Annotated in this window: 29 protein-coding genes, 1 pseudogene and 2 riboswitches; of the genes and pseudogenes, 16 read left to right on the plus strand and 14 right to left on the minus strand. The window is 67.9% G+C overall.

All coding sequences use genetic code 11. The features are described from left to right. Positions 1 to 20: 20 nt before the first annotated feature. Entirely contained in the window at positions 21 to 893 is an 873-nt protein-coding gene (locus K8P10_RS06710) for an SDR family oxidoreductase (protein ID WP_224781025.1), read from the minus strand. A gap of 75 nt (positions 894 to 968) precedes the next feature. Between K8P10_RS06710 and K8P10_RS06715 the strand changes: the two genes are divergently transcribed. The 5 genes and pseudogenes from K8P10_RS06715 to tenA all read left to right on the plus strand — a co-directional run bounded on the left by K8P10_RS06715 (position 969) and on the right by tenA (position 3568). Beyond that, positions 969 to 1211: a hypothetical protein gene (locus K8P10_RS06715; protein ID WP_224781026.1), complete on the plus strand. Its 243-nt coding sequence runs from the start codon at positions 969 to 971 to the stop codon at positions 1209 to 1211. A gap of 69 nt (positions 1212 to 1280) precedes the next feature. Then, entirely contained in the window at positions 1281 to 1433 is a 153-nt protein-coding gene (locus K8P10_RS06720) for a hypothetical protein (protein ID WP_224781027.1), read from the plus strand. Positions 1434 to 1495: 62 nt separating this feature from the next. Beyond that, a pseudogene (locus K8P10_RS06725) lies at positions 1496 to 2074 on the plus strand (DNA-3-methyladenine glycosylase I). A gap of 95 nt (positions 2075 to 2169) precedes the next feature. Further along, positions 2170 to 2261: riboswitch (TPP riboswitch) on the plus strand. Next, on the plus strand, positions 2250 to 2912 hold the full coding sequence (locus tag K8P10_RS06730) for a TenA family protein (protein ID WP_224781028.1): 663 nt from the start codon (positions 2250 to 2252) through the stop codon (positions 2910 to 2912). Its footprint overlaps the riboswitch before it by 12 nt. After that, on the plus strand, positions 2909 to 3568 hold the full coding sequence (gene tenA, locus K8P10_RS06735; RefSeq protein WP_224781029.1) for a thiaminase II: 660 nt from the start codon (positions 2909 to 2911) through the stop codon (positions 3566 to 3568). Before K8P10_RS06730 ends, tenA begins: the two co-directional genes overlap by 4 nt. Here tenA and K8P10_RS06740 read toward each other — a convergent pair. The 5 genes from K8P10_RS06740 to K8P10_RS06760 all read right to left on the minus strand — a co-directional run bounded on the left by K8P10_RS06740 (position 3557) and on the right by K8P10_RS06760 (position 9181). Next, the gene (locus K8P10_RS06740) at positions 3557 to 4357 is read right to left on the minus strand and encodes an ABC transporter ATP-binding protein (protein WP_224781030.1); all 801 of its coding nucleotides are present in this window, start codon (positions 4355 to 4357) and stop codon (positions 3557 to 3559) included. The two genes, tenA and K8P10_RS06740, sit on opposite strands and share 12 nt — an antisense overlap. Continuing rightward, positions 4347 to 5126, minus strand: coding sequence for an ABC transporter permease (locus tag K8P10_RS06745; protein ID WP_224781031.1), 780 nt, complete (start codon positions 5124 to 5126; stop codon positions 4347 to 4349). The genes K8P10_RS06740 and K8P10_RS06745 overlap by 11 nt, the downstream gene beginning before the upstream one ends. Positions 5127 to 5128: 2 nt before the next feature. Continuing rightward, positions 5129 to 6178 carry an ABC transporter substrate-binding protein gene (locus tag K8P10_RS06750; RefSeq protein ID WP_224781032.1) on the minus strand — a complete coding sequence of 350 codons (1050 nt, stop codon included), beginning with the start codon at positions 6176 to 6178 and terminating at the stop codon, positions 5129 to 5131. Between the two features lie 88 nt (positions 6179 to 6266). Then, a riboswitch (TPP riboswitch) is annotated at positions 6267 to 6362 on the minus strand. Between the two features lie 7 nt (positions 6363 to 6369). Continuing rightward, the gene (locus tag K8P10_RS06755) at positions 6370 to 7779 is read right to left on the minus strand and encodes an APC family permease (protein ID WP_224781033.1); all 1410 of its coding nucleotides are present in this window, start codon (positions 7777 to 7779) and stop codon (positions 6370 to 6372) included. Positions 7780 to 7807: 28 nt separating this feature from the next. Beyond that, positions 7808 to 9181, minus strand: a complete 1374-nt coding sequence (locus K8P10_RS06760) for a CoA transferase (protein ID WP_224781034.1) — start codon at positions 9179 to 9181, stop codon at positions 7808 to 7810. 111 nt (positions 9182 to 9292) lie between these two features. Between K8P10_RS06760 and K8P10_RS06765 the strand changes: the two genes are divergently transcribed. Next, positions 9293 to 9712, plus strand: a complete 420-nt coding sequence (locus K8P10_RS06765; protein ID WP_224781035.1) for an arsenate reductase ArsC — start codon at positions 9293 to 9295, stop codon at positions 9710 to 9712. A gap of 45 nt (positions 9713 to 9757) precedes the next feature. Here the strand turns inward: K8P10_RS06765 and K8P10_RS06770 are convergent, their stop codons facing one another. The 4 genes from K8P10_RS06770 to K8P10_RS06785 form a co-directional block, all read right to left on the minus strand. Beyond that, positions 9758 to 10633, minus strand: coding sequence for a PepSY domain-containing protein (locus K8P10_RS06770; RefSeq protein ID WP_224781036.1), 876 nt, complete (start codon positions 10631 to 10633; stop codon positions 9758 to 9760). Between the two features lie 199 nt (positions 10634 to 10832). Beyond that, positions 10833 to 12167 carry a cell wall metabolism sensor histidine kinase WalK gene (locus tag K8P10_RS06775; RefSeq protein ID WP_224781037.1) on the minus strand — a complete coding sequence of 445 codons (1335 nt, stop codon included), beginning with the start codon at positions 12165 to 12167 and terminating at the stop codon, positions 10833 to 10835. Then, positions 12160 to 12837, minus strand: coding sequence for a response regulator transcription factor (locus tag K8P10_RS06780; protein ID WP_224781038.1), 678 nt, complete (start codon positions 12835 to 12837; stop codon positions 12160 to 12162). Before K8P10_RS06780 ends, K8P10_RS06775 begins: the two co-directional genes overlap by 8 nt. A 114-nt stretch (positions 12838 to 12951) precedes the next feature. Further along, positions 12952 to 13869 (minus strand): VOC family protein, encoded by a 918-nt coding sequence (locus K8P10_RS06785; RefSeq protein ID WP_224781039.1) that lies wholly within the window; start codon positions 13867 to 13869, stop codon positions 12952 to 12954. A 93-nt stretch (positions 13870 to 13962) separates the two neighbouring features. Between K8P10_RS06785 and K8P10_RS06790 the strand changes: the two genes are divergently transcribed. The 6 genes from K8P10_RS06790 to K8P10_RS06815 all read left to right on the plus strand — a co-directional run bounded on the left by K8P10_RS06790 (position 13963) and on the right by K8P10_RS06815 (position 19749). Next, complete coding sequence (locus K8P10_RS06790; RefSeq protein ID WP_224781040.1) at positions 13963 to 14436, plus strand: MarR family winged helix-turn-helix transcriptional regulator; 474 nt, start codon at positions 13963 to 13965, stop codon at positions 14434 to 14436. A gap of 150 nt (positions 14437 to 14586) precedes the next feature. Beyond that, complete coding sequence (locus K8P10_RS06795; protein WP_224781041.1) at positions 14587 to 15195, plus strand: helix-turn-helix domain-containing protein; 609 nt, start codon at positions 14587 to 14589, stop codon at positions 15193 to 15195. 88 nt (positions 15196 to 15283) lie between these two features. Next, positions 15284 to 16720 carry an FAD-binding oxidoreductase gene (locus K8P10_RS06800; RefSeq protein WP_224781042.1) on the plus strand — a complete coding sequence of 479 codons (1437 nt, stop codon included), beginning with the start codon at positions 15284 to 15286 and terminating at the stop codon, positions 16718 to 16720. Then, complete coding sequence (locus K8P10_RS06805) at positions 16717 to 18201, plus strand: peptide MFS transporter (protein WP_224781043.1); 1485 nt, start codon at positions 16717 to 16719, stop codon at positions 18199 to 18201. The genes K8P10_RS06800 and K8P10_RS06805 overlap by 4 nt, the downstream gene beginning before the upstream one ends. 60 nt (positions 18202 to 18261) lie before the next feature. Next, the gene (locus K8P10_RS06810) at positions 18262 to 18693 is read left to right on the plus strand and encodes a VOC family protein (RefSeq protein ID WP_224781044.1); all 432 of its coding nucleotides are present in this window, start codon (positions 18262 to 18264) and stop codon (positions 18691 to 18693) included. A 21-nt stretch (positions 18694 to 18714) separates the two neighbouring features. Further along, positions 18715 to 19749: a glycosyltransferase family 4 protein gene (locus tag K8P10_RS06815; protein ID WP_224781045.1), complete on the plus strand. Its 1035-nt coding sequence runs from the start codon at positions 18715 to 18717 to the stop codon at positions 19747 to 19749. A gap of 27 nt (positions 19750 to 19776) precedes the next feature. Here K8P10_RS06815 and K8P10_RS06820 read toward each other — a convergent pair whose 3' ends face one another. Next, on the minus strand, positions 19777 to 20553 hold the full coding sequence (locus K8P10_RS06820; RefSeq protein WP_224781046.1) for a ZIP family metal transporter: 777 nt from the start codon (positions 20551 to 20553) through the stop codon (positions 19777 to 19779). Between the two features lie 12 nt (positions 20554 to 20565). Next, entirely contained in the window at positions 20566 to 20952 is a 387-nt protein-coding gene (locus K8P10_RS06825; RefSeq protein ID WP_224781047.1) for a hypothetical protein, read from the minus strand. 124 nt (positions 20953 to 21076) lie between these two features. Between K8P10_RS06825 and K8P10_RS06830 the strand changes: the two genes are divergently transcribed. Beyond that, a complete protein-coding gene (locus K8P10_RS06830; RefSeq protein ID WP_224781048.1) occupies positions 21077 to 21544 on the plus strand; it encodes a hypothetical protein in 468 nt (155 codons plus the stop codon). Between the two features lie 9 nt (positions 21545 to 21553). Here the strand turns inward: K8P10_RS06830 and K8P10_RS06835 are convergent, their stop codons facing one another. Both K8P10_RS06835 and K8P10_RS06840 read right to left on the minus strand, forming a co-directional pair. After that, entirely contained in the window at positions 21554 to 23203 is a 1650-nt protein-coding gene (locus K8P10_RS06835; RefSeq protein ID WP_224781049.1) for an ABC transporter permease, read from the minus strand. A 2-nt stretch (positions 23204 to 23205) separates the two neighbouring features. Next, positions 23206 to 24024, minus strand: coding sequence for an ABC transporter ATP-binding protein (locus K8P10_RS06840; RefSeq protein ID WP_224781050.1), 819 nt, complete (start codon positions 24022 to 24024; stop codon positions 23206 to 23208). Positions 24025 to 24205: 181 nt separating this feature from the next. On the opposite strand from K8P10_RS06840, the gene K8P10_RS06845 reads away from it, so the two are divergent. The 3 genes from K8P10_RS06845 to K8P10_RS06855 are packed head-to-tail and all read left to right on the plus strand — an operon-like array spanning position 24206 to position 25952. Then, positions 24206 to 24526, plus strand: a complete 321-nt coding sequence (locus tag K8P10_RS06845; RefSeq protein ID WP_224781230.1) for a helix-turn-helix transcriptional regulator — start codon at positions 24206 to 24208, stop codon at positions 24524 to 24526. Next, the gene (locus K8P10_RS06850) at positions 24523 to 25341 is read left to right on the plus strand and encodes an ImmA/IrrE family metallo-endopeptidase (RefSeq protein WP_224781051.1); all 819 of its coding nucleotides are present in this window, start codon (positions 24523 to 24525) and stop codon (positions 25339 to 25341) included. The genes K8P10_RS06845 and K8P10_RS06850 overlap by 4 nt, the downstream gene beginning before the upstream one ends. After that, positions 25338 to 25952, plus strand: coding sequence for a hypothetical protein (locus K8P10_RS06855; RefSeq protein ID WP_224781052.1), 615 nt, complete (start codon positions 25338 to 25340; stop codon positions 25950 to 25952). Before K8P10_RS06850 ends, K8P10_RS06855 begins: the two co-directional genes overlap by 4 nt. Positions 25953 to 25960: the final 8 nt, after the last annotated feature.

The following is a 25960-nucleotide window of genomic DNA, read 5'->3' on the forward strand; positions in this document are numbered from 1 at the left end:
GACTGTCCGAGGGATCGTGCTCAGCTCAGGCTGAATCCGCCGTCGCTCGTGAGGACCTGTCCCACGATCCACGATCCGCCAGAGGAAGAGAGCCATCCGATGAGTTCGGCGGGATCGGAGGGGGCTCCGACTCTTCCGAAAGGCAGTGCAGCGAACCGCTCGTCGAGACTGTCCAGGGCTCGGTCGGTGGTGTCAGCATCGAGATAGCCGGTGTTCACCGGTCCAGGATTGATCGTGTTGAGCACGATGCCGAGACGCATCAGCTCGGCGGCGACGGTCTTTGTCACGCCCGCGAGCGCCGCTTTGCTGGTCGCGTAGGCAACCTCGCCCGGCATAGCCTCGTCGATCTGTCCTGACGTCATCCAGAAGACGCGACCTACGGGGCTTGTGAACGGTCCGTGGAACGGCACGGGGTCGCCGGGTCGCAGCGGAGCCGCTTGAGCGGCGCCGGACTTCCGTCGCGCGAACTCAGCGGTGAGCAGGAGGGTCGAGCGCGTGTTGGTGTCCCAGAACGCGTCCAGCCGCTCCGGTGTCATGTCGAGGATGCTCCCGTCGTCGCCGCTCCGAGCGTGATTGCAGACCACGATGTCGAGATCCCCCGTCAGGGAGAAGGCCGCGTCGAGTACCGCCGGGACCTTCGAGGCGTCGGTGAGGTCTGCGTCGATATCTCCCGTCGTCGCATCGCCCGTGAGTGCAGCGCGCACACCCGATCGCACTTCGTCGAGATCGTCGCCACCCCAGGGGAGCCGCTCGTCATGCGGGCGATAGTGGTGGATGAAGACGCTCGCGCCGAGCGTCGCGAGCTTCGTTGCTACGGCGAATCCGATCCCGCGTCGACGTGAGACGCCGGTGACGAGAGCGGTCCTCCCGGAAAGTGGAAGATCTTGAGGCATAGTGGGCTCCGTACGTCGGCTTCCGAGACTATCAACTGAGTGAGTCTTGGAGATCCGGTGCGTACCGTGGGCGACATGCCAGTATCAACCGGGACCTCCGTGGGCGCCGTCGTGTTCGACCTAGGGAACGTGCTCGTCGGGTGGGATCCGCACCGTCCGTTGGCCGACCGTCTCGATGAGCGGGAGTGGCACGAGTTCGCGGAGGCGTCCGACTTCGCCGCGTTGAACGCTATGGCGGATCGGGGCGTTCCGCTCCGTGAAGTGGTGCGGCGGGCGACCGAGCAGCACCCGCGGTACGGCGACCTCGTCGGTCAGTAATCCGAGCGCTTCGGCGAGTCGCTCACGGGCCCGATTCGCGGGACGGCCGACATCGTCGGAGAACTGCGGGTGGCGAACCTGCGCATGCTCGGCCTGACGAACTGGTCGGCGGAGACCTATCACCGCGCTGCGGAGCACGCCCCGGTGATTCACGACCTCGACGCGGTCGTCGTATCGGGTCGGGAGGGCCTCATGAATATCGGCGTGCCCATTTCGATCTGAACTGGACAGTGCTGCGCGCTACCGATCGCACGTTGAGGCCCGGCTCTTGCTACCCCGTCCGGGTGACTGCGATCCTGGCCGGTCCCGATGGCATCTCTCGCTGCGCTTGGGTCGGTGACGACGTGGAGTACCGTCGCTACCACGACGAGGAGTGGGGCGTCCCTCTGCGCGGGGATCGGGCACTGTTCGAGAAGATGGCGCTCGAGGGGTTCCAGGCCGGTCTGTCGTGAATCACGTTCCTGCGGAAGCGTGCGCGGTTCCGCGAGGTGTTCGCGGGCTTCGACCCGGCGCGCGTCGCCGCGTTCGGTGAGGACGACGTCGAGCGGTTGCTCAGCGACGCCGGCATCATCCGAAACCGCGCGAAGATCGAGGCGACGATCGCCAATGCGGCGCTGGTGCGGGATATGGCGGACGGAGAGCTCGACGAGCTGATGTGGTCGTTTGCGCCGGTGCGCTCCGGAGCTGACCGGGTTCGCCCGGTCGCAATGGCCGACGTGCCCGCGGTGACGCCGGAGTCCACTGCCCTGAGCAAGGAGCTCAGGAAGCTCGGTTTCCGCTTCGTCGGCCCGACGACGATGTACGCGCTCATGCAGTCGGCGGGTATGGTCGATGACCACTTCGCCGGGTGCTGGCGGGTATGACCGAAGCGGCTGGTCGCTACGCCTCGAGCGTACCGACCGCGTGAACAGGAGCGCGCAACCGATGAGCAGCAGTTCGAGAGACGCGCTAGGGTGGGGGCGAAGACACGGGGTGCCCGAAGCGGGCTGAGATCACACCCGGGAACCTGATCGAGTTCGTACTCGCGGAGGAATGTCCATGAACCACAGTTTTACTGAACAGTTGCGCCTGCAGAATCGGGAGACCTGGGATCAGGCGGTGACGCATCGGTTCGTCCGGGAGCTGTACGACGGAAGCGTCGACGACGCGGTGATGGCCGGGTACCTGGTGCAGGACTACCGGTTCCTCGACAGCTTTCTCGTGCTGCTCGGCTCCGCGGTCTCGACCGCAGACGCGCTGGGACCGCGACTGAGGTTCTCCCGCTTCATCGGCGAGGTCGCGGGGGATGAGAACACCTACTTCCTACGCGCATTCGAGGCGCTCGGCGTCACCGAGGCGCAGCGCTCACGCATTCCCGACACCGAACCGACGGCGGCGTTCACGGCGCTGTTCCGGGAGGCCGCCGCGACGCGGGAGTACGCGGCGATCCTGGCGGTGCTGCTCGTCGCCGAGTGGCTCTACCTCGACTGGGCGACAAGAGCACCGAAACCGCTGCCGGAAAGCTTCGTGCACGCGGACTGGATCACGCTGCACGACTACCCGGAGTTCCACGATCTCGTCGGGTTCCTCCGGGCCGAGCTTGACCGGGTCGGGCCCGCCCAGCGCGCCATCGCCGAGAACTTCTTTGCACGAGCTGTCGCCATCGAACTCGACTTCTTCCATGCGAGTTATACCCACCCGGTGATGGGAGAGCAGGGATGAGTCTCTTCTCAGATCTGAAAGCTGCGATCGGTGCGGAGTGGCAGGCGTACACCGAGCACGAGTTTGTGCGGGGGATCGAGTCCGGCACGGTGCCGCTCGGCGCGTTCCAGGACTACCTGGTGCAGGACTACCTGTTCCTGGTGCAGTTCGCGCGAGCGAACGCACTCGCCGCGTACAAGAGCCGCAGTCTCTCCGACATCCGCGACGCGAGCGGCGCGCTGGAGGCGATCCTGCACGAAACCGACCTGCACCGCCGGCTCACGGCGAGGTGGGGGATCTCCGAGGAAGAGCTCGATCGCGCCTCCGAGAAGCAGGCGACGGTCGCCTACACCCGCTACGTGCTCGACACCGGCATGGCCGGCGACCTGCTCGATCTGCACGTCGCGCTCGCTCCCTGCGCGATCGGCTACGCGGAGATCGGTACCGCACTCGATCCCGCACGTCGTGCCACCGCGGATCATCCCTACGCCGAGTGGATCGGCGAGTACGCCGGCGCCGAATTCCAAGGCGCAGCTGAGCTCGCTGTCGGGAGACTCGATGCTCTCGGCGGCGAGACGGTCTCGAGGGAGCGATTCGATGCGCTGGTCCGGATCTTCCGCACCGCGACCCGGCTCGAGGCCGACTTCTGGCAGCAGGCGCTCGACTCAGCGCGCTGAATCCACTCCGAGGGCTTCCAGCAGCGTTCGCTCCAGCCCGATGAACTCGGGGTCGGAGAGGACCTCCACTCCGCGCGGGCGTGGCAATGCGACGTCGACCTCCGCCAGCACCCTCGCGGGTCGCGGGGAGAGGACGACGACCCGATCCGAGAGCAGGATCGCCTCCCGGACGTCGTGCGTGATGAGCAGCGCGGTCCAGTCGTGTTCGAGCCAGACCTCTTGGAGCCACGCCTGCAGCTCGCGTTTCGTCAGTGCGTCGAGGGCTCCGAACGGTTCGTCGAGCAGGAGGGTGCGACGCTCCTGGACGACGGTGCGGAGCAGCGCCGCGCGCTGACGCATGCCACCTGAGAGCTCGTGGGGGAGCGCATCCTCGAACCCGGCCAGGCCGAATCGCGGGAACCACTCGCGCGCACGGGCCCGCGCCAGCCGACGCGGCACGCCCTGGACCTCGAGCCCGAGCGCCGCGTTGCCGAGTACGGTGCGCCAGGGGAAGAGCAGATCCTGCTGCGGCATGTACGCCGCATGATCACGGCGGCCGACAGCATCTGCACCGTCGATTCGGAGGGTGCCCGCTGAGGGCGAATCGAGACCCGCGATGAGGGAGAAGAGGGTGCTCTTGCCGCAGCCCGAGGGCCCGATGACGGAGACGAACTCACCGGGAGCCACTGAGAACGACACCTCATCGAGGACCTGCCGAGATGATCCGCCGGGCAGCGGAAACTCGCGCGAGATCCCTCCGAGCTCGAGGCCCGGGTGCGGTTCTGTGCTCGGTTGCGGTTCAGTGCTCATGCGCGGCTCTCCGCTCGGTGATGTGCCAGGGGATGACGAGACGTTCGACGATGATCGTCGAGAGGTACAGGGCGATGCTGAGCGCCGCGGTCACCCCGACCGCGGCGAGCACGAGGTCGGTGCGGAACGCGTTCTTCTGGACGCTCATGTAGATGCCGAGCCCGTGCTGGGCGCCGACGTACTCCGCGAAGATCGCACCGACCACGGCATAGGTGATGCCGATGCGGAGCGCAGTGAAGAACGACGGCAGTGCGGACGGCAGTCGTACGAGCAAGAACTCGCGGATCCGCCCGGCACCCATGCTGCGCAGCAGCGCCGAAGCCTCGCGGTCGGTGCGGGCGAACCCCTCGACGAGTCCGATCGCGATCGGGAAGAACGTGACGAGCGCCACCACGATCACCTTCGGCAGCAGTCCGAAGCCGAACCAGATGATCATGAGCGGGGCGATCGCGACGATCGGGATCGTCTGCGAGGCGACCAGCAGCGGGATGACGCCACGGCGGAGCAGCGACGACCAGTCGATGGCGATCGCGATCGCCCACGCGCACACCAGTGAGATGCCGAAGCCCACGGCGGTGACGCCGAGCGTGGCCACGGCGTGCTCGAAGATCGCCGACCGGTGCGCCCAGCCCGAACTCGCGACGAGCGACGGGGCGGGGAGTATCTGCGGGCGCACCTCGGTGAGGCGCACGGCGATCTCCCACACGCACAGCAGCGCGCCGAAGCCGGCGAGCGGCACCCACAGGTGCGTCCGGCGATGTGCCCGCACCCTCAGTCCTCGAGGTATTCGTTGGTGAAGAACGCGGACCAGTCTGGCCGCTCGGCGAGCGGCGATCCGTCGCGTTCCGCGAGCAGGCCGGCATCGAAGTAGAAGTCCCCGAGCTCGCTCCACTGCGCTTCCGTCTGCCTGCCGAACTCGCCCGCCTCGTCGAGCATGAACTGCTCCGAGAGCATGCGCTGGCTCTCCACGAGCAGATCCAGGTCGGTCAGGAGGCTGGCGTTCTCCTCCTGCAGCATCTCGGCGGCGGCCTCCGGATCATCGATCGCGTCCTTGTAGCCTCGAGCGAGCGCCTGCACGAACCCGCGGGCGAGGTCGGGGTGCTCCTCCATCCAGCTCGCGTTGCCGGCGACGATCACCTGGTACGCATCCGGAAAGCCGGAGTCGGTGTAGGCGAACGTTTTCAGATCGACGCCGCGGTGCTCGGCCTCGATCCCTTCCCAGGCCACGAACGGCACCGTGAAGTCGACCTCCCCGGCGTACAGCGCTTCGTAGGCGCTCGTGCCGAGCACGACCGTCTCGAAGTCGCCGGATCCGCCTGCCGCCTCCACGACGCCGCGCATCGTGCTGGTCTCCGCGGGGTTGTCGAATCCGCCGAAGACGAGCCCGTCGAGGTCGGCGGGGCTCTCGATGTCGTCCCGCTCAGCGAGCACAGCGACCTCGGTGGTCCACGTCTGCTGAACGGCGAGCACCGAGCGGAGGTCGGCCCCCGAGGCCATGGACAGGGTGGCGGTGTCTTGGAAGCTGATGCCGAACTCCGCCTGGCCCGCATCGACGAGCACCTCGGGATTGCTGTTGTTGAAGGGCAGCACCTCGACGTCGATGCCCGCCTCGGCGAAGTACCCCTGGTTCAGTGCGACGTAGAGACCCGTGTGGTTCGTGTTCGGCGTCCAGTCGAGTGCGAACCGGACCGTCGGGGGTTCTGCGTCGGATTCCGCGGCGCCGGCCCCGGAGCAGCCGACGAGTGCCGCGAGGACCGCGATCGCGGCGGTGACGCTGAGGGCGCTGGTGATACGCCGGGTGGGGTGGTGTGACGTGGGCATGGACTCTCGCTTTCCTCGAGGGCGAGGGAATGCGGAGCGGCCCGACGGCTCAGGGCACACCGGTTAGGTGCGGGGTGCCTGGAACGCAGGAGATTCATGCGGACATTCCCTTCGCCAGTACGAACTGGATCAGGTTCGACGGGTGTGATCTCAGCCGCCGGATGCGGCACCCCGTGTCTTCTCGGATCACCCTAGCGTATGAGTGGCTCGCGGGAGTCGCTTTCGGTGACTGCTGCCGCACGCCTGGCCGGAATCGCCAGCCCGACGATGAAGACCCCCGCGAGTACAACGCCCCAGATGATCGCCGCGAGCGTGCCGCCGACGAGGAACGGGAAATTCCAGATCGATATGCCGAGCACGAGCAGGAGTCCGATGCCGCCGGCCACGGCAGAGAGAGTCACGCCGACCGGCGCGGCATCGCCCGAGTCTCCGCGGTGCCGCGCGCCGAACGCGACGACGGCGAAGCTCGTGAGCGCCATCATCCAGATGACGCCGACGGCCCCGGCGCCCGAGTACCAGGTGTAGATCTGCAGCACGGGGTCGAGCTGCGCGAGCGCGGAGACCAGCACCACCGCGGCCGTGATCCCGGTCACCCAGAGCGAAGCGCGTGAGGGCGCCCGGTGCCTGGGGTGGACGCCGGCGAGGCTCTGCGGCAGCACGCCGCGCTGGCCGAGCGTGAAGAGGTACCGCGTGACGATGTTGTGGAACGCGAGCATGCACGCGAACATGCTCGTCACGACGAGCACTTGCACTAGATCGGCGATGATGGGCGCGACGACCTCGCCCGCGAGGGCGACCACGACGCCGTCCGGGTTCTCGTTCGCCGCGGCGACGGCGTCGGTCCCGCCCAGCCCCGAGATCACGAGCCACGACGACACGAAGTACAGGGCGCCGATCGTGCCGACCGCGATGTAGGTGGCGCGCGGAACGGTCCGCTCGGGATCCTTCGCTTCGTTGCGGAACACCGCCGTCGCCTCGAACCCGAAGAACCCGAGGAACGCGAACAGCAGTCCGAGTCCCGGTGCGCCCGACAGTGCCTCGACCGGGCTGAACGGGGTCGCGGTGAGCTCCCGGCCCGAGGCGAGCACACCGATGTCGATCGCGAGCACTGCGACGACCTCGAGCACGAGCACGACGCCGAGCACCTTCGCCGACAGTTCGATGTCGCGGTAGCCGAGCAGTCCCACGATCACGATCATGACGCCTGAGATGAGCCACCACGGCACTTCGGCGCCCGTCCACAGCGCGATGAGGTTGCCCGTCTGCACTCCGAGGTAGCAGGTCATCGACACCGTGAGCAGCACGTACGAGAGCAGCGCGATGGCCGCGGTGCCGAGCCCGGGGCATCGCCCGAGTCCGCGATGCACGTAGGAGTAGAACGCTCCAGCGTCGGGCACGCGCGGCGTCATCCAGGCGTAGCCGACCGAGAAGAGGACGAGGATCACGGTCGCGGCGAGCACCATCATGGGAGCGCCGATCGATCCGGACACCGACAGGATGATCGGGAAGTTCGCGGCGACGACGGTGATCGGAGCCGCCGCGGCGATGACCATGAAGACGATGCCGGGGACGCCGAGACGGCGGTTCAGGGTGGTTTCCACGAGTCGGAAGCCTAGCGGAAGACTCGGGTCAGCGCGGGCCTCGCCACTTCAGCGGGTCCTTCCCATGCGGTCGGGGAGCGAACGGATAGTCGAGCGGCTCGGTGGCAAGGTCGAACGGGGGAGCCGCGTAGGCGAGCTCACCGTACCCGCTGGACCGCGTGAGCGGCGCCTCTGGCGGGAGCGTCTGGACGAGCTCTCCATCAGGATCCCTGCCGGCTACCGACAACTCGAACAAGAGGTCAGCCGTGGAAGCGAGGGCGAGACGCGCGTGACCCGTGGTGCCGCTCTGGGCCCGTGCCGTGAGCAGCGACATCGTCGCCGCGAAGATGCCGTAGCCCGTGGCATGATCGAGCGCTTGCACGGGCAGCGCACCGGGGCTTCCGTCCGCGCTGCGGTACGCGTCGGCGATGCCGCACGCCGCCTGTACGACGCTGTCGAATCCGCGCCGATCTTGCCACGCTGTGCCCCATCCCCAGGCGTTGAACCGCACCACCGACAGCCCCGGGTATCGCTCGCGCAGTGCGTCGAGGCCGAGCCCGAACCGGTCGAGGCTGCCTGCGCGGTAGCCGAGCAGCAGCACGTGCGCCGACGCGAGCAGCTCGTGGAACCGCGCTCGCGTCTCCGGGCGCCCAAGGTCGGCTGCGGCGGTGTACTTGCCCGGATCCCCGTCGATGTGCTGCGCCTCAAGCTCCGGGTTCGCCGGCGGGTCCACCCGGAGCACCTCAGCGCCGAGCGCCGTCATGAGCCGGGACGAGATCGGCCCGGCGATCGTGCGGGTGAGGTCGAGCACGCGGAGGCCGCGGAGCGGGCGGGACGACGTGTCGTCCGGGATCCACGGGTTGCCGCTTGATCCCGCTGCTGCGCGGTCATCGAGTGCGATGTCGATCCACTGCGCCGTCGGCGTGCGAGTCGCGAGTGCGCTGGACCCCCACTCCCGACGGGTGCGCACTGCGGCGCCCACAGCGCCGATGGATTGGATCCGCTGCTCGGCTTCGAGGCTCGTCATCTCCGCGAGGGCCGCGGGCACGGCTTCGGCGCGGTCGACACTCAGCGCCTGCAGCAGGAGGCGGGCATGATGCGGGTAGTTGCCGTGCGTGCGAACCCAGCCGTCCGCCGTCGGAAAGAAGCGCGACAGTCCGGAGAATGCGCGGATCGGTGCGCCGTCGATGCGGAGCACACCGGGGGAGTCGAACGAAGCGGCGACCCGGGGCGAGAGGATCCGCTGCACCGCCGTCCGCCCGAGCAGGCGATTGAGGGAGGCGGCCGCCGCGCCGACCGAGCCCAGCGCGAGCGCCTCCACATCGAGCGCACCGCCCCACCAGTGCCGAGTTCCTTCGACGGGCAAGGGACGCAGATCGTCCAGCCCCGGAGGGGCGATACGCAGCACTGGGACGGCCTCCATGGACTTCTCCTCCGCTCGCGTCGGTGGACAGCAGTGTACGCCGATGACCGGGTTTGACGGTCGGTGCGACAGGCAACAAGATAGAGAAGTGTCGAATCAACGGGTCGCCGCATGACCGAATCAACGCCGTCCGTGCTCTTCGTTTGCGTGCACAATGCCGGCCGGTCCCAGATGGCTGCGGGCTATCTCCGCTCTCTCGCAGAGGGGCGCATCGAGGTTCGCTCGGCCGGGTCGATCCCCGCCGACGACATCAACCCGGTCGCCGTCGTCGCTATGCGTGAAGAGGGGATCGACCTCGCCGGAGCCGCACCCCAGCTGCTGACGCCCGACGCCGTCCAAGCCTCGGACGTCGTGATCACCATGGGGTGCGGGGACGCGTGTCCGATCTTTCCCGGCAAACGATACGAGGACTGGACGCTCGACGACCCGGCCGGTCAAGGGATCGAGGCGGTGCGTCCCATCCGCGACGAGATCAAGCGCCGCGTGCGAGCGCTCGTCGACGACCTGCTCGACGCCGAGTCCGTTAGCTGACGCGCTGGGGCGTTCGCGCCGCAGCGCCGACGCCCGATGCGCTCGCTAGTCGCGGTCGACGCTCAGGACCTTGAGGTCCATGTCGAGATCGACGTCGGTGTCGTTGCCGTTTCCCATGTCGACCGACACCTCGTAGGCTGCAGGGCCGTTGTCCGTCGAGATCGACTCGATCGTGCCGCCGCCGGCCTCGGCGAGCGCGGCATCGATGATGTCGCCGAGTTTCGCCGTGTCGAGCAGGGGATCGTCATCGGTGTCGGAATCACCCTCGCGCACCGTTGCCGTTCCGTCGAGCGCGACGCGGACCTCCTGTTCGGTGCCGTCGGCGAGCTGCACGTCGACGTCGTAACCGTCGCGCTCCACCTCGATGGCGGTGGCGCCCTCGCCGTTCGCTTCGGCGATGGCCGCTTTGATGGCGTCCGTGAGGTCGCCGGCCTCCGCGGGCGCAGCTGCTCCGCTGTCCGAGCCGGCGGAGTTGCCGTTGTCGTCGCCATTATCGCCGTCGTTGTCGTCGTCATCTGAGCCGGACTGGGCCGAATCGTCGGACTGCACGCCGGGCGCCGAGCTCTCCGAGTTCGTGAGCGAGACCTGGTCGTCGTCATCGTTGTCGGCGATCGCAGCGCCGATCGCGATGCCTCCGCCGCCGAGCAGCAGGATCGCCGCGGCCGCGCCCGCGCCGATCAAGAGCGGGCGCATCTTCCGGCGACGCTCCGCACGATCGGGGTCGGGGTTACTGTCTGCCGACTGGCCTGCGGGCTGTGGCTGGCCGCTGGCCGGGGGCTGGTACCCGGGCGGAGCGGTGCTCGCGTTCCCTTCCAGCGGCACGGTGTGCTGGTAGTCCGAGTTCAGGGGGCGATCGGGAAGCGGTGTGGTCTCCGCGTTATCGGGCTGCTGGCCGGAGTTGTGGGGCTCGTTCGGGTTCATGATGCCAGCATCGCCGACGGGTACTGACTCCCATCTGAACGCACCTGAACACACGGTCAGGGTGCCGAGTCTCCCGGTTCGTGTCACACGCTATTCGCCGGGGCACACGCTACTCGCCGCGAGGTGCATGTGCCTGTGCGAAGAACGTGCGCGCCCGCGAACACCGAGGACCACGGGTGAAGCTGCACGCGCAGCGCGCCTACTCGGCGGTCGCGGGCAGCACGATCACGAAGCGCGCCCCGCCGAGGGGAGCGTTCTCCACCCGCACGGATCCGCCGTGGGTACGCACGATCTCCGCGACGATCGCCAGCCCGAGGCCGCTGCCTCCGGCGTCGCGTGAGCGCGCTTCGTCGAGGCGGGTGAACCGTTCGAAGACGCGCTCCCGCTCCGACTCGGGCACGCCGTCCCCGTCGTCGTCGACCCAGAGCAGCGCCGATCCGCCATTGACCGCCGTGCCGAGTGCGACGGTGCTGCGCGCGTGACGTACCGCATTGTCGACCAGGTTCCGCACGGCGCGCGCGAGGAGTCGCGAGTCCCCGCTGACCCGTGCGGGGCCGATGCCGCCGCCGTCGACGGAGGCCGTGCCGAGGGCGCGGATCCGGCTCGCTTCCGCAAGCGCGAGGTCGTCGAGGTCGACATCGCCGCGTGCGCCCGACTGTGCGGAGCCCTCGTCGAGCTTCGCGAGCAGCAGGAGTCCCTCGACGATCTCCTGCATGCGGGCGCCCTCGCCAAGCACGACGTCGGCGAGTTCACCCGGGGGAGCCGCGCCGGGGTGTGCCCGCTCGAGCTCGGCGTACTGCCGCATGGTGGCGAGCGGGGAGCGGAGCTCATGAGACGCGTCGCTGACGAAGCGCTGGCGGGTGCGGTACCCCTCTTCGACGCGGTCGAGCATACGGTTCATGGTCGCGGCGAGCCGGTCGATCTCGTCGTCGTTGCCGGTGCGGGGGACGCGCTGGTCGAGCGTCTCCGCGCCGACGTGGTCGACCTGCCGGCGTATTCGGTCGACGGGGCCCAGCGCCCGCGCGGCCACGGCCCACACCACGACTCCGATGAGCGCGACCGCGATCGGCACCGCCACCGCAAGCACCATCGTCGCAGCTGAGACGGCGTCTCCGACCTCTTCCGTGGAGCGGGCGACGACGAGTGTGCCGCGATCGCCGCCGAGGTCTTCGCTCAGGATCAGCATCGGCTCGTCATCGACTCGCGCTTCGGCCCGTTCGCTGATCTCGTCCGGGCCGGAGAGTTCATTGGCATCATCGTCGTTCACGATGGTCCGCCCGCCGGTGTGGAGCGCGATGAGCACGTCGTCGTCGCGCTCGGTGATCGCGTCGGGTACGCCGGATTCGACGGTGTCGGCGATCATGTCGAGGTCGTCGTCGAGTTGGGCGGCGATCTGATCGGTGAGGACGCGGTCGAGGGTCCAGACGGTGCCGACGGCGCCGATTCCGAGTAGGGCGGCGACCACCGCGACGGCGACGAGCGTGATCCGCGTGCGCACCGAGCGGGTGCGGCTGGTCTTCTGCGCCTCAGCCACCGTCGGCCGCCAGACGGTATCCGGCGCCGCGGACGGTCTCGATGGCGTTTCGCCCGTAGGGTCGGTCGACCTTGCGGCGCAGGCGGCCGATGTAGACCTCGACGATGTTGGGATCGCCCTCGAAGTCGTCGGCCCAGACGTTGTCGAGCACGTCGAACTTGGTGACGACCTCGCCGCGGCGGCGAAGCAGGAACTCGAGTACCGACATCTCCCGCGCCGTGAGGTCGAGACGTGCCTCGCCGCGGTGTGCCGTGCGGGCAGCGGGATCGAAGCGGAGGTCACCTGCCTCCAACACTGTCGGCCGCTCCCGTCCGCCGCGCCGCACCAGCGCCCGCAAGCGGGCGAGCAGCACCGGGGGAGAGAACGGCTTCGTCAGCCAGTCGTCGCCGCCGGTGTCGAGCCCCTCGACTTCGTCCCACTCGCCGTCTTTCGCGGTGAGGAAGAGCACGGGGGTCCAGTCGCCCTCCTCGCGCAGCGTCTGGCAGACGAGATACCCGCTCATGCCTGGCATCATGACGTCGAGCACGATGACGTCGTAGCTGAACTCGCGTGCCCGCCACAGTCCGTCGACGCCGTTGTGGGCGACGTCGACGGCGCAGCCCTCGGCCTCGAGGCCGCGACGCACGCCCTCGGCGAGACGCGCCTCATCGTCTACGAGCAACACACGCATGGACACAGTCTGCACGGATTGCGCTGACGCTGGGCTGAATCGGTGCGAAGCGACGGGCGAGCCGAGTGCGGAGCGGTTTCGCCCATGAGTGGGCGTAGTGGAAGAGCGATGGAATCAGCGCAGCGCGTCCGCGGCGATGACGAGCTGCGTTCCCCACGGATCGGGGACGCGGATCTCGGCTCCATCGTCACGCACGGGTACGGAGCGGAAGGCGAGCCGGTCACTGAGGGCGTCGAGGTCCTCCCGGCCGGGCACGCGAATGCGGACGTCGCCGAGCCCGAGTGACGCGGCACGGGGTCCCGCGCCGGCGCTCTGCCAAGTGTTGACGCCGATGTGGTGGTGGTAGCCGCCGGCCGAGAGGAACAGGGCGGTGCCGAACTCGAAGGTGATGTCGAAGCCGAGGGTGTCGACGTAGAAGTCGCGCGCCGTTGCGATGTCGCCGACCTGCAGGTGCACGTGACCGATTGCGGCCGAAGGCTCGTCGTGCGCGTCGGTGCGCACGTCGTCGTGCCAGCGCCGCAGGAATGCCTGCGGGTCGAGCGGCAGGCTGGCCATCTGCACGGTGCCGTTGGGGCCGATGCTCCACTCGTCGCGCGGGCGATCACGGTAGAGTTCGAGGCCGTTACCCTCGGGGTCGTGGAAGTAGAAGGCCTCGCTGACGAGGTGGTCGGCGCTGCCTTCGTAGAGGCCGGAGGCATGGCGGGCCATCGATGCCAGTGACGACGCCAGTCGCGCCTGATCCTGGAACAGGATGGCAGTGTGGTAGAGGCCGGCACCCCGTGCGTCGCGGCCAGGCAGATCTTTCTCCTGTCGCAAGCGCACGATCGGGATCCCGCCGCGTCCCAGAACGACGGTCGCACCGGATTCGTCCAGCACGTCGAGCGTGACGGCCTCCCGGTAGAACCGGGACATGGCGCCGAGGTCGTGGACGAGTAGCTCGACGGTGTCCATCTCGGTGCCGTCCGGCGCGGCTCCGGTGGTGTGGGTGGGGGCCTCGCGCCACGACGGCGTGGTCCGGGAAGTGCTCATCATGACGAAGGCTCCTCATTTTGTTGTTGCAACAAGTTTTAAAGAACAGGTTTATCACGCTTTCGTTGATGCGACAAGTAAAGCTACCCTGGGAGGATGCACACCACGGTTCCACGGATGACCGAGGACGAGTCGGCGGCGTGGCTCGGGCTCATCGGCGTCACGCAGCTTCTCCCCGCCGCCCTCGACGCGCGGCTGCAGCGGAAGTCGTCGATGACGCACTTCGAATTCATGGTGCTGACGATGCTGCGGTTTGCCCCGGACTCCACGCTCCGCATGACCGCGCTCGCGGAGGCGACCAACGCGACGCTGCCGCGGCTCTCGCACGTCTGCGCGCGGCTCGAGAAGCGCGGGCTCATCGAGCGGAGCCCGTGCCCCGAGGATCGCCGTGCGACCAACGCGACGCTCGCGAGCGATGGCCGCCGGGCGCTCGTCCTCGCGATGCCGGATCACATCGCCACCGCGCGCCGCCTGGTCATCGACGCCCTCACGCCAGAGCAGCTCACCGCGCTCGCCGAGATCACGACCGTCATTCGGGATCGTCTCGGAGCGAGTGTCGACCCTGCGTGATCGGGCGGCACGGCCTGCAACTTCAGGTTTCAGGTGTCGAAGCGACCTCGCGGAACTTCACCTGAGGAGGCTTGCCAGCTCTCCGAGCAACCTGTTTCAGTCTCAGTAATATTTTTTGAGATAACACTAAAACAGTGTTAGATTCGCAGCATGTCATCCCTCGATGTCAATGAAGCATCTGTACCTTCCCCCGAGAGCGGCTCCGTTGAGCCGGGCCTCGGTGATCGCCTGCGTCGCCGGCGCAAAGCGCTCGGCTTGACGCTGCGTGACGTCGCGGAATCGTCCGGCCTGACGCAGGGGTTCCTGTCGCAGATCGAGCGCGGCCAGGCGAATGCCAGCGTCAAGGCACTGCAGAGCATCTGCGGCGTGCTGAAGCTCGATGTCGGCGCGCTGTTCCGTCCGGTCGACGAGTACGGGCGGGGTCGGGTGCAGCGGTTCGCCGATGCGCAGGGCTTCTCGTTCGGAGACGGAGCGACGAAGATCAAGCTCACACCCTCGACGTTCGATCACCTGGAAGTCCTCATGGGACTGTTCGAACCGGGAGGATCGACCGGAGTCGCGCCGTACACGCACGGTGCATCTGAAGAAGTCCTGCTGGTGCTCGCCGGCACGGTCGAGGTGACGGTGGGCCACGACACCTACACGCTCGGCGAGTTCGACTCCCTGCACTATCACAGCAACGAACCGCACCGCGTCGCCGAAGCCACGGGATCCGCGCACGCCCGCGTGCTCTGGACCATGGCACCACCCACCTACTAGCGCGGACTTACGAGCGCCGCCGCCCGGCGCACCACGAGCCCCCCGAACGCTCGAAGACGACGACCCCACCACTACGACGGAGTACCCCATGCATGATTTCGTGAACGGCAGCATCTCGCACTGGATGACCCAGGCGAGCGCCGCGAGCGCTCCCGACCACCCGAATCGCCATGCGAGCCTGCCTGACGAGGAGCAGGCTCTCGTCATCGTCGGCGGCGGTTTGACCGGCCTGTGGACGGCCTACTACGCCATCACGCAGCACCCCGAATGGAAGATCACGGTGCTCGAGGCGGAGCAGGTCGGCTACGGGGGTTCCGGTCGCAACGGCGGGTGGCTTTCGACCCTGATCCCGGGCAATCGTGCGGTCTATGCGCGTGCGGCGGAGCGGCAGGGCCGAGATGGCGCTGCGGCGGTGCGCGCGTTCCAGCGCGAGATGTCGGGCGCGATCGATGAGACGCTCCGTGTGGCGGAGGTGGAAGGCATCGAGGCCGATCAGCACCGTGGCGGCCAGCTCCAGGCCGCGACGACGCCGGCCGCGCTGAAGCGACTGCGCGGCACCTACGCCGCGAACCTGCGGAACGGGTACGCGGAGGACAGCATCGAGCTGCTGAGCGCCGATGAGCTGCAGCAGCGGATCAATATCGCACCGGCTCTTGGTGGCATGTACTACCGGGACACCGTCCGTGTCGATCCCGCGAAACTGACTTTGGGCCTCGCGAGCGCGGTCGAGGCGAAGGGCGTGCAGATCTTCGAGCGCGCCGCGGTGAACTCGATCCGCCCGGGAACCGTGGTCGCGTCGCGCGGCGTCGTGCGGGCCCGGACGGTGCTCAGCTGCGTCGAGGCGTACACGAGCGAGATCGAGAGCGAGGCGCCGGGGTTCGGGAGCCGTCAGCTCATCCCGGTCAACTCCTCGATGATCGTCACCGCCCCGTTGAGCGATGCCGACTGGGAGCGGATCGGCTGGAACGGCCTCGAATGCCTGAACGACGGCGCGCACACCTTCGTCTATGCTCAGCGCACGGCGGACGGCAGGATCGCCATCGGGGGTCGCGGTACCCCTTACGCCTACAACTCGGGGACTCCGGGCCTCGGTGCCGTCGATGACGCGACGATCCAGACGCTCAAGGATCGCCTCGACTACTTCTTCCCCGGAACGCGCTTCTCGATCGATCACGCGTGGCGCGGCGCCATCGGGGTGACCAGGGACTGGTGCGCCGGCATCTTCTTCGACCCCGAGACGCGGATCGGCACGGCGCGGGGATACGCGGGTCACGGGCTGACCGCGACGAACCTCGCCGCGCGCACGCTGCTCGATCGCGTGAGCGGCGAGTGGACGGACCTCACGGCGCTCCCGTGGAACGACCACGAGTCGGGCACGTGGGAGCCCGAGCCCATCCGCTGGACCGGCGTGCACACCATGTACCGGCTGTTCGGCGTCGCCGACCGCTGGGAAGAGGCGCGGCACTCGGAAGACACCTCACTCATCGCACGATTCGGATCCCGACTGGCAGGACTGCACGAATGACCACGAATATCTCGACGACGCCGTCGATCGACACCGACCAGGGTGCGCCCCGCCGCCGCGGACTCCCGCGCGGCGTGTGGACCCTCGCGTTCACCGAACTCTGGGAGCGCTACTCCTTCTACGGCCTGCAGGGCATCCTCTCGTTCTACCTGCTCTACGCCCTCGTTGACGGCGGCCTCGAAGTGGCGCCGGCGGCAGCCGCGGGTATCGTCGGCGCCTATGGGGGATCGGTGTACCTCGCCCAGATCTTGGGCGCGTGGCTCGGCGACCGACTCGTCACCCCGAAGAGCATGGTGCTCTGGGGTGCCGTCGTCATCACCGCAGGGCACATCGTGCTCGCGTTCGTGCCCGACTTCCTGGGGCTCGCGATTGGCCTCATCCTGATCGTGTTGGGTACCGGCGCGTTGAAGACGAACATCACTTCGATCGTCGGTTTCATCGTCGAGGGCCGGTCGCAGCAGACACGCGACGTGAGCTTCTCGTACTTCTACATGTCGATCAACATCGGTGCGGTGGTCGGGCCGCTGTCGACGGGCTTCGCCCAGAACCAGTGGGGCTTCCACTTCGGGTTCGGCCTGGCGGCGATCGGCATGATCGCCGCGCTGATTCAGTACCTGTACTCGATGAAGCACCTGCCCGAGCGTGCACGCCTCGTGAACAATCCGCTCCCGTCGAAGCGTCTGCCGCTCGCGATCGGCATCGGCGTCGCCGCGGTCGCGGTCATCGTGATCGCCGCCGTCAGCGGTATGCTGCGGGCTGAGAACCTGTCGACTACGACCACGATCCTCGCGCTCCTCGCGGCTGCGGCGTACTTCATCACCATGTCGACGTCGAAGCAGGTGACCTCTGACGAGCGTCGCCGGGTGTTGGCGTTCCTGCCGCTGTTCCTCGCGGCGGGCATCTATTTCGGTCTGCTCTTCCAGAAATTCACGGCGATCTCGATCATGATCACCGAGCGCATCGATCTCTCGATCGGCAGCTGGACCTTCCCGGTCGCCTGGATCACCACCGCGAGTCCGCTGGCCGCCGTGCTGATCACCCCGCTGATCGCCCGCCTCTGGAACCTCATGGGGGATCGCCAGCCCTCACCCGTGACGAAGTTCGCGATCGGGCTGATCCAGATCGGCTGCGCTTACTTCTTCCTGCTCCTCGTCTCCGAGCTGGCGGGTGATGCGTTCATTCCGCTCGCGCTCATCATCCTATTCATGGCGATGGCCGGATCATCGGAGGTCTTCGTTGGCCCCATCGGGCTGTCGGTGGCGACGCGGATCGGACCGCAGGCGTTCAAGTCGCAGGTCGTCGGCCTGAACTTTCTCACCCTCGCACTGGGGTCGTCGCTGTCGGGACTCCTCGGACAGCTGTTCACTCTGATCGACGAGCCGACCTATTACATCATCGTCGCGGTGACCGGCGCGGTGCTCGGGCTCGCACTGTTCCTCACGAGGAAACCGCTGTCGACGGCGCTGAACTCGGGGCTCTGACCACATTCGGGTTCGGCGCGGACCGGTGCGTCCGCGCCGAACCCGATTAGTCTGGTGCGCATGAACGCAGCAGCACCCGCAGAACGCAAGATCCTCGGAACCGTCGTCTGCCTGCCCTCGACCGATCTCGAAGCGTCACTCGATTTCTATCGCGGCGTCTTCGACCTTCCGGATCTGCAGATCGACGAGGACATCATCGCCGTCGAGCTGCCGAACCTGTCGCTCTTCGTGATGGGTTCGGCGCAGTTCGAGTCGTACACGCTGAAGGTCGGTCGCACCGTACAGCGACCCAACGGGGGTACCGGCGTGATCCTCAGCTGCGCGGTCGAGACTCGTGAGGGACTCGATTCGATGATCGCTAGCGTCCCCCTGCACGGCGGCACCGTACCCGTTGAAGCTGCAGAGGACGCCGATCTCGGTCTCTACCTCGGCTACTTCTTCGATCCGGACGGTCACCACTGGGAGCTCGCCGTGCCGAAGTCGGATCAGTAGCCCCCGTCGCAGGATGTGCTGATGACACGCACCGCCGAGCGTCGCATCGCTTTCGCTCGTTGGCGCAGCGCTGTTGCGAGCGGCGGGAACCGCTATGACGATGAGCTGGTCACTGCGCTGACCGGGCTCGGCATCGAGGTCAGCGAGCGCTTCATGGAGGGACCGTGGCCGCTGCCCACCGATGAGGATCGCGTGGCGCTCGACGAGGTTCTGCAGTCGGCGCCCGTCTGGCTGATCGACAACATCCTCGCCTCGGCCGCACCGGATGCCGTGGCAGCAGCCGTCGCCGTGGGTCATCGCGTCACCGTGCTGGTGCACTACTTCCCGTCAGACGACCCCGCTCACTGCGAGAGCGAGCGTGCTGACCTCGCGCGGACAGAGCGCGCGGCGATCCAAGCTGCCACCTCGGTCGTGGCGACGAGCACCTGGACCGCGGGCGAACTCGCGCGCAGATACGGGCGCGATGACGTGCGGGTCGCAGTACCCGGGGTCGCCCCGGCACCGCTCGCGCTCGGCACACCTGATCGCCCGCACTTCGTCTGGCTCGCGCGGGTGACGGAGACGAAGGACCCGCTCACGTGCGTCGAGGCGCTGATCCGGGTGCGCGACCACGCGTGGACCGCTCAGTTCGTGGGGCCGGACGACCTCGATCCAGCGCTCTCCGATGCCGTGCGGAGGCGCATCACCGACTCAGGCCTGGAAGACCGTATCGAGGTCAGCGGCCCCCAGCACGGGGCCGAACTCGACTCGACCTGGAACCGCACCGACCTCCTCATCCACACCGCCCGAACCGAGCCCTATGGCATGGTCGTCACGGAAGCCGTCGCGCGCCGCATTCCCTCCATTGTGCCGGAGCACACCGGAGCCGCCGAGGCGCAACAGGGCGCGGGCGATCAGTTCCCCGTCGGAGACGCCGAGGCACTCGCCGTCGCGCTCGAGGAATGGTTGACGCACCCCGAAACTCGCGCGACCTGGAGTGCAGCCGCGAGATACCGCCGCGAACGCCTACCGACGTGGCGAGACACCGCCGAGGTCATCGCGGACGCACTCAGCTGACGGGCGTGCGGCGACGTGTCTCAGCGCTCACGCCACCTGATGCAGCACGAACGCCGAGACGAATCCAATCGACGCCCAGATGCCGGTCATGAAGTGCTGGGTGCTGAACGCCTCGGGAATCACCGTGTTGGCCACCATGGCGAAGAGCGCTCCGGCCGCGACGGTGGTGATGAGCGCGATGAGTTCGGGCGGCGCATCGGCGAAAAGCAGGAAGCCGGCTACCGCGGCGATGACACTCGCGATGGCGATCGCGCCGAAGATCGCGAACGGTCGCATGACGCCGTATCCCTGTCGCCGCATCGCGGCGGTCGATCCGAGGCCCTCGGGGATGTTGCTGATGGCGACCGCGACCACGACCGGGATGCTGAGGGCTCCGCCCTGCAGAACCGCCAGTCCCATCACGATCGATTCGGGGATCCCATCGATCAGCGCGCCCACTGCGATAGCCGCTCCACTGCCGCCCGCTGACTTCTGGTCGCCCGAAGTTCGCGAGCGTACGCGCCTGGCCGCAATGTTCGGATCGCCGGGCCCTGCGCGGTGCGGGCGGCTCACGAACCAGTCGGCGACCACGTAGAGGATCGCGCCGGCGATGAACCCGGTTCCGGTCGCGAGGGTGCCTCCGGTGTCAGCGGCCTCGCCGACGAGCTCGAACGCGAGCGTCGCGACAAGCACACCGGCTCCGACGGCCATGACGGCGGAGATGACGCGCTGCGGAATGTCCGCGAACCAGGCGATCGCGGTACCGACGAGGAGGGCGCCGCCGCCCAGCAGTCCGCTGATTGCCGCGAGCCACACGCCGTTCATGGGCGCATCACGCTATCGCGCCGTCGGCAGTGCGCGCAGGGCGATCGCCTGGCTCACCGCGAACAGCGCGATGTCGATCGCCACAGCAGCCACCGCAATTACCACGAGCACGGTCGCCGCGGTGGTCGACACGAGAGCGACGGCGAGGGCGGCGAGCAGGTTGGCGCTCATGACGAGCCAGAGTGCTCGGCGCAGGGGGAGCCGGGAGAGCATCCAGAGGACCCCGCCTGCCCACACCACCACGGAGATGCCGACGGCCGCGACGAGCCAGGGCGCGAGGGCGATGCTCGACGCGATGCGCTCCGCGAAGACTGCGACGCCGAGCCCGAGCAGCACGCAGTAGGCGGCGTCGAGTCGCAGGCTCCAGCGTCCGAAGGTCTCACCGTTGATCCGTCGCACCAGCGCCTCCTCGTGAGTCGGTTTTCGCCGTCTGTTCGTCTCCTTCGAGTCTAGATCCGCGCCTCACTCCGAGACCACCTTCGTCCCGGTCGGCGGCAGGGCAGGGCGCTGCTAGCCTCCCGGTATGGAGCAGTGGGTGAGTTGGGTGATCGGCGTCGCCGCCGTGGCGCTGGCAGTGCTCGGCGCGCTCAAGATGGATCGTCGGGTGGCACTCGTGCTCGTCCGTGCGAGTAAGCGATCCGCGGTTCGCGCCGTGGGCGTGCTCGTCGCGTACTCCGTTGCGCTGGTGCTTGCGGGCAGCATCGCCACCCTGGTCACCGTTCAGGTGCGCGAGAACTTGGGCATGCTGCCTGGCGCGTTGCTGACCGGCGTTTTCGTCGCGATCATCGGCCCGTTCACGGTGACGCTCATGCCTCAGACGGTCACCGGGAGTTCCCAGTCGGCGACCGCGAGCCGCGAGCTTCGCAGGCAGACGAAAGCGACAGCAGCGGTGTCGCGGGTGCTCGGCATCGGAGGCGCACTGCTCTGGTTCCTGACGGTGACGCCGTTTCTGGTGCTCGCGATGCTCGGCCTCGGCATTCTGCGGGAGTGACCGCGTGCCTCACCACCGCGTCTGTTCGGGCGCGACGACGCGCAGTACGCGCTGTTCAATGAACTCGATGAGCGCGTAGGCGAGCAGCGACACCACCGTTACGACGACGACGGTCGACCACAGCGACGTGTAGCGGCTCGTCGCCGCGTCGACCGCCATGAGGTTGCCGAGTCCGGTGCCGGTGGCGAGCCACTCGGCCACCGTGGCGGCGAGGATCGCCGACGGGGCCGCAATTCGCGCCGCCGCGAAGAACGCGGGAGCCATCGCGGGCAACCGCCCGAGCAGCAGCACCCGCGTCGACGGGGTCGCATAGGTCGCGAACACATCGGACACCTGCCCGGGCAACTGCCGGAGCCCGTACAGGCACGACACCAGCGTCGGGAAGAACGTCATGATCGCCACCACGACGGCCGTGCCGAAGGGGCCGCGCCCCAGCGCGCCGACGAGCAGGGGAGCGATCGCGATGATCGGCACGCACCGCAGCGCCACCGCGACCGGAGTCAGCGCCTGCCGCACCCGGTTCGACAGCGAGAACGCCGTCGCCAGTCCGAGCCCGAGCAGCAGGCCCGCGAAGTACCCCGGAATCGCCACCGCGATCGTCTGCCCGACCGCCTCGAAGATCTCGGCGCGGTGCGCACCCGCGTCGGCGGACGCGACGAGCCAGTCCCAGACGTCCCACGGACGCTTCGCGAAGTAGGCGTTCAAGTCCAGTGCTTCAAAGATCAGGATCCACGCGCCCAAGACAATCACCGTCGTCAGCGCGACGCCGCCGACCCCCCGCGCCCACCGCTGCCAGCCGGTCATCCGGCGGGCGGATCCGGGCGGAGTGAGGATCACGTCGGGCCGGTCGGGGGAGACGCGACGCGCGATCCAGGCGATGATTCCGTACCCAATGAGCGAAACCACTGTGCTCAAAAGCATCAAAGCCCAGAGGCCGTTCGTGTCGAGGCTGCGCAGGGCGAGGATCGACAGCACGCCGAGACCGCGCTCCGCACCAGTGAACTCGCCGACGAGCGCGCCGAGGAACGCCGCGGGCACCGACACCTGCAACCCGGCCATGAGGTAGGGGAGCGCCGCCCGCGCACGGACCGTGACGAGCGTCGTCCAGCGCCCGCGCCCGTAGGTGGCGGTGAGGTCGAGCCAGGTGCTCGGCAATGCGCGGAGCCCCACGAGCAGCGGCACGAGCGTCAGGTAGAAGACCGCGATGGCCGCGAGTGTGATCTGCGGGCCGTCGGTGAAGCCAAAGGTGAGGCGCAGCAGCGGGCCGAGCGCGACGAGGGGGAGGCAGTAGACGACGAGCGCGATCCGGAGCACTTGCCGCTCGAGCCCCGGCAATAGCACCACGACGACCGCGAGCAGCGCCGCGGCCAGGTTGCCAAAGAGGTAGCCGAGCGCGGCCTCGTTCGTCGTGAACAGGAGCCCGCGGCCGTAGACATCGAAGTTCTCGACGATCTTGATCGCGATGCCCGAGGGTGTCCCGATGAGGTGGCGCCCCGCGAGGATCGTGCGCCCCACCAGCTCCCAGAGCGCGATGATCGCGACCCATCCGATGACACCGCGCAGGATCAGGACCCAGCGTGTTGAGGCCCTGTGCTTTTGCGCCTTGGTCACGAGTGCGGGCTCGGGCACGCGAGCCGGAGCGTCGCTCTGGATCGCCACGGTCAGGCCCCGTCGGCGGGCACGGGGGCGTCGACGCCGAGCAATGCTCCGATCTCTTTGACGAGTTCGGTGAAGCGGGGGCTGTGCAGGTGCTCCATGGTGCGGGGCCGATCGAGATCCACCGGCAGGTCGGCGACGATCTTGCCGGGTCGCGGCGACATGACGAGCACGCGGTCGGCGAGGAGCACGGCCTCCGAGATGGAGTGCGTGACGAGGAGGGTCGTCGTCTGCGAACCCGACCACAGCGGCGGCAGCTCGATGTTGAGGCGGCGGCGGGTGAGCTCGTCGACGGCACCGAATGGCTCGTCGAGCAGCAGGAGGCGGGGTTCGGTGATGAGGCAGCGGGCGATGGCGGCGCGCTGGCGCATACCGCCGGAGAGCTGCGCGGGGCGCGCCTTCTCGAAGCCCTTGAGCCCTACAGTTTCCAGAAGCTCAGCGATACGCGCCTGGTCGACCGGCTGGCGAGCGAGCTTCTGTGCGAGGGCGACGTTGCCTGCGGTGGTGCGCCAGGGGAGGAGCGAGGCGTCCTGGAACGCGATGGCGAGTTCGCCGCGCTTGCGCAGCTGCTCGGGGGAGTCGCCACCGACGGTGACTATGCCGCCCAAGTCGGGGGACTCGAGGCCGGCGATGATCCGCAGCAGGGTTGACTTCCCGCACCCGGAGGGCCCGACGAGCGCGGTGACCGACCCCGCTTCGAGGGTGAGGTCCTGCGGTTCGAGCACGGTCAGTGGCCCGCTCGCGGCGGGGAAGGTCTTGCCGACCGCGCTGCAGACGACCTCGGGCGCGGTGTTCACGGCGTGATCAGGCTTCCGATCGAGCACACGACTACCTCCCGGGTTCTCAGACTTTAGTCCAGCCTAGCGAGCGGGGGTCTTCGAAATGGGGCATTGACAGGCGGGGCGAGGAAGCGCAAAGGGGGAATGCGCTTGGCCGGCGCCGCCGAAGCGAGTAGACTTGAATCAAGTTCGACAACTTGATTCAAGAGGTGAAGTGATGAACGCCATGGTCGCGGCAATCGAAAACGCTCGAGCCGCCGCCGGACTCTCTCAGCGTGCGCTCGCGGATAGGACCGGGATGTCGCAAGCGACGCTCAACCGGATCCTCGCCGGAGAACGTGTCGCGAAGATGACCGAAATCATACTGATCGCCGACGCGACTGGATGCACAGTGGCCCAGCTCACCGGGAGTGCAGTTGCGGACCGCGTGCAGTGCGCGGCTCGCGCGACCGACGGTGCGTCCATGAGTTCCATGCGCCAGCGCTTGCTGCACTTCATGGAACTCGACGCCTACCTCGACGACCACGCGATTCCGTCCGCCCGATGACGGTGGGCGCTGAGAAGCAGGCGAGCGATGCCGCGTGGGAGTTCCGCACCCGGCACCACCTCGGGGTGCAGCCTTTGGGGGACCTCGTCGAGCTGATCGAGCGGACGACTTGCGCAGACGTCGCGGTGCTGGACCCCGATGACGGTGAGCACGGGCTTACGATGCGCGACCCGGTCGGGGGCGCGGTCTTCATCGGCATTGCGAGGAGTCGGAACCCGATGCGTCAACGCAGTACGCTCGGGCATGAACTCGGCCACCTCATCTTCGAAGACTGGGCGAACGAAACCGAGTACGGCGCGCGCTCGCCCGAGGAGATCCGCGCGGACGCATTCGCTCGTCACCTCTTGATACCTGTCGTCGGTGTTCGCGAGTTTCTGGGGGAGGGGAGGCCCGCCACCGAGACGGACCTCTCCGCGCTCGTGCAGCGCTTCCGCGTCTCGCCACAGATCGCGGCGATCGCTCTGTATGACGGAGGGTACATCGACGAAGATACCAAGGCGACGTGGATGCGCTGCTCTACACCTCAGCTGGCCACTCGACACGGGTGGACCGATCACTATGCGTCCCTGCAAGACGATTCTGACCGGTTGCGGGCACCGCAGTCTCTCGTGGCGCGTGCCGTCACGGGCTACGCCGAGGGAGTGGTCACCGCGCAGACGCTCGCCACACTCCGTGGTGTTCCGCTTGAGACCATGCTTGCTGAATTGGACGCGGCAGGCGTCAGGCCAAGTCAGCTTGAGCCTGCCGATACCGAGGAGCTGCCCGACCTTGACGTGGACCTCAGCGATCTGGAGGACGAAGGCGCGTCCTCATGAGCCACCGTCCGATCATGGATGCGGGGCCGGGTATCAACTTCTTTTCGCTCAATAGGGAGCGGCTGCTGTTCTCGGCGGTCGGGCCGCTTTCTATCCCCGAGATCGTCGAACAGGAGATCTTGCGGAAGGCCCGCCGAGAGGAGCGTTTCGCCGCGGCCGAACGCGTGATCAAGAAAGTGCCCGAGCGGCTGCTCGAAGTACTTTCCGATGATGTCACAGAAGAGCTCACCGTCGCCGTCCAGCGCATTGCAGGGATGCCGTTGGGGGAGCGAGTCCGTTCGAGCAGGGATCTCGGTGAGACGATGGTGATCGCGCACGCGGTCGTCGCTGCGGAGCATGGTGAGTGCGTGCTCGTCTTGATCGATGACAGCGGAGGGCGACGGGTGGCTGCGCGAGAGCAGCGTCGCCTCAAGCGGCTTTCGGATCAGGGCAATGGCTCGGGACGCATCGACCTCATCAGTACCTTGAGTGTCCTCAAGAAGGCTGCTGGCGGCGCAGATCTCCCCGATCGTGGTTCCCTGCGCGATCTCTACGGTCGGCTCCGCAAGCTTGACGACGGGCTGGTGCCCCTCGATAGTACCGGGCTGATGGACCTTCCCTGCTGGTCCTGAGCCTGACT

This window comes from Leucobacter sp. Psy1 (assembly GCF_020096995.1).
Taxonomy (GTDB): Bacteria; Actinomycetota; Actinomycetes; order Actinomycetales; family Microbacteriaceae; genus Leucobacter.

Excerpts from the sequence above, each read along its gene's own strand:
- K8P10_RS06790 (WP_224781040.1), top strand. The coding sequence starts at position 13,963 with ATGCACACCACGGTTCCACGGATGACCGAGGACGAGTCGGCGGCGTGG.
- K8P10_RS06810 (WP_224781044.1), top strand. The coding sequence starts at position 18,262 with ATGAACGCAGCAGCACCCGCAGAACGCAAGATCCTCGGAACCGTCGTC.
- K8P10_RS06740 (WP_224781030.1), bottom strand. The coding sequence starts at position 4,357 with ATGAGCACTGAACCGCAACCGAGCACAGAACCGCACCCGGGCCTCGAG.
- K8P10_RS06855 (WP_224781052.1), top strand. The coding sequence starts at position 25,338 with ATGAGCCACCGTCCGATCATGGATGCGGGGCCGGGTATCAACTTCTTT.
- K8P10_RS06805 (WP_224781043.1), top strand. The coding sequence starts at position 16,717 with ATGACCACGAATATCTCGACGACGCCGTCGATCGACACCGACCAGGGT.
- K8P10_RS06800 (WP_224781042.1), top strand. The coding sequence starts at position 15,284 with ATGCATGATTTCGTGAACGGCAGCATCTCGCACTGGATGACCCAGGCG.
- K8P10_RS06715 (WP_224781026.1), top strand. The coding sequence starts at position 969 with ATGCCAGTATCAACCGGGACCTCCGTGGGCGCCGTCGTGTTCGACCTA.
- K8P10_RS06765 (WP_224781035.1), top strand. The coding sequence starts at position 9,293 with ATGACCGAATCAACGCCGTCCGTGCTCTTCGTTTGCGTGCACAATGCC.
- K8P10_RS06785 (WP_224781039.1), bottom strand. The coding sequence starts at position 13,869 with ATGATGAGCACTTCCCGGACCACGCCGTCGTGGCGCGAGGCCCCCACC.
- tenA (WP_224781029.1), top strand. The coding sequence starts at position 2,909 with ATGAGTCTCTTCTCAGATCTGAAAGCTGCGATCGGTGCGGAGTGGCAG.
- K8P10_RS06760 (WP_224781034.1), bottom strand. The coding sequence starts at position 9,181 with ATGGAGGCCGTCCCAGTGCTGCGTATCGCCCCTCCGGGGCTGGACGAT.
- K8P10_RS06750 (WP_224781032.1), bottom strand. The coding sequence starts at position 6,178 with ATGCCCACGTCACACCACCCCACCCGGCGTATCACCAGCGCCCTCAGC.
- K8P10_RS06710 (WP_224781025.1), bottom strand. The coding sequence starts at position 893 with ATGCCTCAAGATCTTCCACTTTCCGGGAGGACCGCTCTCGTCACCGGC.
- K8P10_RS06850 (WP_224781051.1), top strand. The coding sequence starts at position 24,523 with ATGACGGTGGGCGCTGAGAAGCAGGCGAGCGATGCCGCGTGGGAGTTC.
- K8P10_RS06730 (WP_224781028.1), top strand. The coding sequence starts at position 2,250 with ATGAACCACAGTTTTACTGAACAGTTGCGCCTGCAGAATCGGGAGACC.
- K8P10_RS06830 (WP_224781048.1), top strand. The coding sequence starts at position 21,077 with ATGGAGCAGTGGGTGAGTTGGGTGATCGGCGTCGCCGCCGTGGCGCTG.
- K8P10_RS06815 (WP_224781045.1), top strand. The coding sequence starts at position 18,715 with ATGACACGCACCGCCGAGCGTCGCATCGCTTTCGCTCGTTGGCGCAGC.
- K8P10_RS06795 (WP_224781041.1), top strand. The coding sequence starts at position 14,587 with ATGTCATCCCTCGATGTCAATGAAGCATCTGTACCTTCCCCCGAGAGC.
- K8P10_RS06820 (WP_224781046.1), bottom strand. The coding sequence starts at position 20,553 with ATGAACGGCGTGTGGCTCGCGGCAATCAGCGGACTGCTGGGCGGCGGC.
- K8P10_RS06845 (WP_224781230.1), top strand. The coding sequence starts at position 24,206 with ATGGTCGCGGCAATCGAAAACGCTCGAGCCGCCGCCGGACTCTCTCAG.
- K8P10_RS06770 (WP_224781036.1), bottom strand. The coding sequence starts at position 10,633 with ATGAACCCGAACGAGCCCCACAACTCCGGCCAGCAGCCCGATAACGCG.
- K8P10_RS06780 (WP_224781038.1), bottom strand. The coding sequence starts at position 12,837 with ATGCGTGTGTTGCTCGTAGACGATGAGGCGCGTCTCGCCGAGGGCGTG.